Annotated in this window: 1 pseudogene; it reads left to right on the forward strand. The window is 52.8% G+C overall.

What is annotated here, in order from left to right:
- Positions 1–132: 132 nt before the first annotated feature.
- Positions 133–807 (forward strand): annotated as a pseudogene (locus tag ACFPN9_RS28745) (DUF349 domain-containing protein); the annotation flags it as partial.
- Positions 808–854 lie beyond the last annotated feature (47 nt).

Below are 854 nucleotides of genomic sequence, written 5' to 3' on the forward strand. Positions count from 1 at the left end.
AAGCCACCATCGCCTCCGCGACGGCCTTCCTCTACGCAGCCGCCGCCATGGTTCTTATCCGCCGCATCGCGCGAGCGTCATGAGTTCCGGGACGGACTCTCAGGCAAAGATTCTGACAATGAACTTTGGGACGAATTTCAAGCGGCTCAACAGAAATTCTTCACTGCGCGCGAACAATTTCGAGAAAAGCGCGTGCGGGAACTGGCTGCAAATGCAGACGTTAAGCGGCGCCTGATAAGCAAGGGCAATGAGCTCCTTCAATTGCAAGACAGTCGGGAAGCACGAAAAGCTTTTGCCGAACTGCGTCAGCGATGGAAGGAAATCGGATCTGCCGGAGATAAAGATCAAGAACTTTGGGGTGAATTCTCTGCGATCGGCGATGCCCTGCACAAAGATAGGCTGTTCAACGATCCAAAGAATGCCATGCAAAGGCTTTCGAAACAGATTGATCGGGATTTTTCGCAGAAGCTTCAAGGTGAAATTGAGAGGCAGAATAAGCGGGCGGTCAGTTCGATCACAGGCGGCTACAAACCTTTTGGCGCAAGTGACGGCAAGAGGCATGGTCATCACAGTGATCCAAAACAATACGGCGGAGACCCCCGCCAGAAACTAACATCAATGGATGCAAATGAGCATCGTGCCTTTCATTCGGACAATCGTGCATGGCGGGCTACCAAGCAGTGGTCAAAAAACACTCCTAGAGAGAGGAATGTCGAGATTACCGCCGATCAGTACGACCTTACTAGAAACAAATACCCTAGAGCGGAATCCCATCAGGTTGCGTCGTACCCTGCCGCGCTGAAGTAGTTGGCGCACTCGGTGGGCGGGAAGAGGTCGATGATGCGGCCGATGGT

Origin of the sequence: Allobosea massiliensis (assembly GCF_042655245.1) — a bacterium.
In the GTDB taxonomy this organism is placed as follows: Bacteria; Pseudomonadota; Alphaproteobacteria; order Rhizobiales; family Beijerinckiaceae; genus Allobosea; species Allobosea massiliensis.